The organism is Polaromonas sp., assembly GCF_031411155.1.
Taxonomy (GTDB): domain Bacteria; phylum Pseudomonadota; class Gammaproteobacteria; order Burkholderiales; family Burkholderiaceae_C; genus Polaromonas.
Genome location: NZ_JANOAL010000069.1, coordinates 1 through 4,786 on the forward strand (window position 1 = coordinate 1; position 4,786 = coordinate 4,786).

Genomic DNA, 4,786 nt, shown 5'->3' on the forward strand with positions numbered 1-4,786 from the left:
GGCCCGGCCACGGTGTCGCTTCAAGCGCTACACCCATGCCTTGGCAAATGCCCTGGAAGGTGCTGATCTGGCGCTGCAGGGTGCCGGTGAAGGCCGCGTCAAACTGCAGGTCCTTGGCCTTGAAGTACTCGCCCAGCCGCACGCTTTGCCGCTGCCCCAGGGCGCTCAGCACGTCATAGTCATCGGCGCCAAACGAGGCCTGGCCGTGGCGCACAAGGTAAAGGGTTCCCATGGGGGGAATTTATGCCCGGCAGACCTTTAGCCATGTCTCGCGGGTGACGGCAGCTATGATTTTTGTAGCAAATTTGCGAGCAACTTTAAAAGCTGCTCTGCCGGCGAGAGTGGACTTGTGAACTATTTACGTAAACCCATCGTGACCGGCCCCTATAAAATTTGAGCGCGCAACACCCCACACTGCGTAACCGGTCACGATTGACCGGAATCAGTGCTCACGATCACCGGAATAGGCACTTATGGAAGATCTGAGCCCAAACAGTCTGAAATCGATACTGCACTCCAAGCGTGCCAACATCTACTATCTGGAACATTGCCGGGTGTTGGTCAACGGCGGGCGCGTTGAATTTGTCACAGACGAGGGAAAACGTTCGCTGTACTGGAACATTCCCATCGCCAACACGGTCACAGTAATGCTCGGCAATGGCACTTCTGTTACGCAGGCCGCGATGCGTGAACTGGCAAAGGCGGGTGTATTGGTCGGCTTTTGTGGCGGGGGTGGTACGCCGCTGTTCAGCGCAAACGAAGTGGATATCGAAGTGGCGTGGTTTTCGCCGCAAAGCGAATACCGGCCCACAGAGTATTTGCAGCACTGGGTCAAGTTTTGGTTTGACGATGCCTTGCGCCTGCAAGCTGCCAAGGCGTTTCAGCGCGCGCGCATCGAGCGTGTGCGTGCCCACTGGAAAAACAATCGTTTGCTCCGGGACGAAGGCTTTGACGTAGACCCGGCTGCGCTGGATGCCGCGCTAAACCCCACCCTGCAGGCCATTGACCACGCGGCCGATCAAACCATTTTGCTGACGGACGAAGCGCGTCTGACCAAGCAGCTTTATAAATTCGCGGCTCGCGCGGTGAACTACGGCGAGTTTGTGCGGGGCAAACGCGGCAGCGCTTCAGACCCCGCCAACCGTTTTCTGGACCACGGCAACTACCTCGCCTATGGCTTGGCCGCCAGTGCGACCTGGGTGCTGGGTTTGCCACATGGGCTGGCCGTGCTGCATGGCAAAACGCGGCGGGGTGGTCTGGTGTTTGACGTGGCTGATTTGGTCAAAGATGCGGTGATCCTGCCGCAAGCCTTTTTATCAGCCATGAAGGGCGATGACGAGCAAGCCTTTCGCCGCGCCTGTATTGAAAAGCTCACACGCACCGAAGCCCTGGACTTCATGATCGACACCTTGAAGGACGTGGCCCTGACGCTGGGAAGGCAAGTCCCGTGAATGTGCTTTTGATCTCCCAATGCACCAAACGCGCACTCACCGAAACCCGCCGCATTCTTGACCAATTTGCCGAACGGCGTGGCGACCGCACCTGGCAAACGCCCATCACCCAGCAAGGCCTGGACGCCCTGCGTCAGCTCTTGAAAAAAACCGCACGGCGCAACACTGCCGTAGCTTGCCATTGGATTCGCGGGCAAGACCATAGCGAGCTGATGTGGGTGGTGGGTGATGCCAGCCAGTTCAATGAACTGGGCGCGGTGCCCACCAACACCACCACGCGCAACATCCTGCGGCAGACTGATGAGAACGATTGGCACACCGCTGAAGACATTCGTTTGCTCAGCGCCATGGCAGCGCTATTCCATGATTTTGGCAAGGCCAGTGTTCTCTTCCAGCGCAAGCTTGAAGGAAACGCCAAGGTCGCCGACCCGTACCGCCACGAATGGGTGTCACTGCGACTGTTTCAGGCTTTAGTGGGTTCCGATGATGACCGTGGCTGGCTGACTCGCTTGGCTGGCATGGTTGAAATGACGGATGCGCAATGGAAAGAGCGTCTCTATAAAGACGGCGTGAGCACCACCGGTGGAAACTCTGCGCCGCTAGGCAAGTTGCCCGCCTTGGCGCGGGCGGTGGGGTGGCTGGTGGTTAGCCATCACCGATTGCCCCAGATACCGCCACAACAAGCGAAACAAATTAACGCAAAGTTGTTCGACAAACTGTTGACGGTCATTGACGCCAATTGGTGCGGTTCATCGTTGACCCGTGATGCTGCCAGCGTGAAAGCCTGCTGGACATTCAAGCTGCATCTGCCCGATGCAAGTCAAGCATGGCGCAAGCGTGCGGCAGAACTGGCGCAGCGCATGCTGGCGCGCCCGGCCTTTGTGGAGCGCGACTGGCTGGCCAGCAATCCCTATGCGATGCATGTGGCCCGCATGGGGCTGATGCTGGCTGACCACCACTACTCCAGCGGCCCGCGAAACGAAAAATTGGGCGACCCCAGCTACATGGCGCATGCCAATACCGGCCCTGATGGACAACTCAAACAGCGCCTGGATGAGCACCTGATTGGCGTGGAGAAAGGCGCGCAAGGCATCATCCACAGCCTGCCGCGCCTGCAAGCCACATTGCCGCACATTGCCCGTCACAAAGGCTTCAAGCGCCGCAGCAGCGAGGAGCGTTTCCGCTGGCAAGACAAGGCTTTTGATTTGGCAACAGGCCTGCAAGCCCGTGCGGCGCAACAAGGCTTTTTCGGTGTCAACATGGCCTCGACGGGTTGCGGCAAAACGCTGGCGAATGGCCGCATCATGTACGCTTTGGCCGACCCGCTGCGCGGCGCACGTTTCACGATAGCCTTGGGGCTGCGCACCTTGACGCTGCAAACTGGCGAGGCGTTGAGTTCGCGTTTAGGACTTGACTCTGATGACCTGGCCGTACTTGTCGGTGGGCGGGCCGTACGCCAGCTTTATGAGCACCAGCAAAAGTTAAAAGCCGTTGCAGGCGGCAGCGAGTCGGCCGAAGAACTGCTGCCCGACAACACCCATGTGCATTTTGAAGGCGCGGTGGTGCCCGGCCCATTGAGTGAATGGCTGGCGAGCAAACAGCAGCGCGGCGACAGCGCCAACAAGCTCTTGAACGCGCCCGTCGTGGTCTGCACCGTGGATCACCTCATGCCCGCTTGTGAGAGCACGCGGGGCGGGCACCAAATCTCTCCCATGCTGCGGCTACTGACCTCAGACTTGGTGCTCGATGAGCCCGATGACTTTGGCCCGGAAGACCTGTACGCCTTGACCCGCCTCGTCCACATGGCGGGTTTGCTGGGCAGCCGGGTGCTGCTGTCTTCGGCCACCTTACCCCCGGCGCTGCTGCAAGGCTTGTTCGCGGCCTACCTTGCCGGCCGCCGCATTTTTCAGAACAACCGGGGTGTGCCGGGCCTGCCGCTCAACGTGTGCTGTGCCTGGTTCGACGAAAACCGGGTGACGGACAGTGCCCATGCCGACGAAGCCAGTTTTGCCCAGGCCCACACGGAGTTTGTGCAAAAGCGCTTGGCTTACCTGCGCACCGTGCAAGCAGATGACCTGCGGCGGCGCGCGCGCATCGTGGCGTGGTCAGCGCCGTCTGCCAAACCAGAAGACACCCGCCCGGCGCTGGCGCAGGTATTGCTGCGCGAATCCCTGGCCTTGCACGCGGACTCTCAAAACCATAGCACTGATCCCAGTACCGGCAAGGGCGTGAGCTTTGGTTTGATCAGAATGGCAAACATTGATCCGTTGATTGACGTGGCCCGGGCCTTGCTGGCACTGACGGCCCCGCCCGGTGTGCGTATTCACCTTTGCGTTTACCACTCGCGGCATCCCTTGCTGGTGCGCTCGGCCATCGAGGCAAAGCTAGACCGTTTGCTGCAAAGGGGCCAACCCGAAGCGGTGTTCAAGGATGCAGAAATTCGGGGCTTGCTCGATGGCGACCCGGCGACAGATCACCTTTTCATCGTTTTGGCCACGAGCGTTTTGGAGGTTGGCCGCGACTTCGATGCCGACTGGGCCATCGTGGAGCCTTCATCCATGCGCGCCATCATTCAGTTGGCGGGCCGCGTGCGCCGGCACCGCGCCAGTTGGGTGGCGCGGCCCAACATGGTGTTGCTGGATACGAATTTGCGCGCATTGGAGAACCCCGGCAGACCGGCCTTTCAGCGACCCGGTTTTGAAAGCAAGAATTTTCCGCTGACCAGCCACTCCTTGACCCAACTGCTGCGCCCCGCAGAGGCCGATGCGATTGATGCCGCGCCGCGCATCATGGCGCACCAGCTCTTGGAGCCCCGCACCAGCCTGGTGGACCTGGAGCACGAATGCCTGGCGGCCATGATGGTGGACGGCGACGGTTCGCTTGTTGACCCGGTTCGCCGCTGGTGGCAGACCCTGAGCCACTACACCGCCATTGAGCAAAAACGCACCCGCTTTCGACGCGACGACCAGGGCAGGGAGCCGTTTGTGCTGCTGCCCGATGATGGTGACGATTTTTGTTTTTGGCTGGTAAACGACGACGGGATTCCTGCAACCCCAGTGGACAAGCGCTTTACCTGCATGAAGCTTCCGCACGGCGACGGCATTCTTCCATGGGGTGGAAGCAACTATCTCGAAGAACTGGCTGCGCTGGCTGACAGCAGGGACATGAAGCTGGAGGACTGCGCACGGCAGTTCGGCACGATTGATTTGCCCAAAAGTGAAAACGAGCAGGGGTGGCTGTACCACCCACTGCTCGGATTCCGAAGGCGCTAACTCGCTAGTCATTGACCAGCTTGAGCACCGATGTACGGCTGTTCTGCCTATGCGGCAGTGAAC

General features: G+C 59.9%; 3 protein-coding genes. 2 read left to right on the top strand and 1 reads right to left on the bottom strand.

Features of this window, described 5'->3' with window-relative positions; translation table 11 throughout:
* Positions 1–232: histidine phosphatase family protein (locus tag RMO23_RS03935; protein ID WP_309678797.1), on the bottom strand; the 232-nt coding region annotated here is incomplete at its 3' end.
* A gap of 241 nt (positions 233–473) precedes the next feature.
* On the opposite strand from RMO23_RS03935, the gene cas1f reads away from it, so the two are divergent.
* Together cas1f and cas3f are read left to right on the top strand one after the other, a co-directional pair.
* Entirely contained in the window at positions 474–1,451 is a 978-nt protein-coding gene (gene cas1f / locus RMO23_RS03940) for a type I-F CRISPR-associated endonuclease Cas1f (protein ID WP_309678798.1), read from the top strand.
* A complete protein-coding gene (gene cas3f / locus RMO23_RS03945; RefSeq protein ID WP_309678799.1) occupies positions 1,448–4,723 on the top strand; it encodes a type I-F CRISPR-associated helicase Cas3f in 3,276 nt (1,091 codons plus the stop codon). Before cas1f ends, cas3f begins: the two co-directional genes overlap by 4 nt.
* The last annotated feature ends 63 nt before the right edge of the window (positions 4,724–4,786 follow it).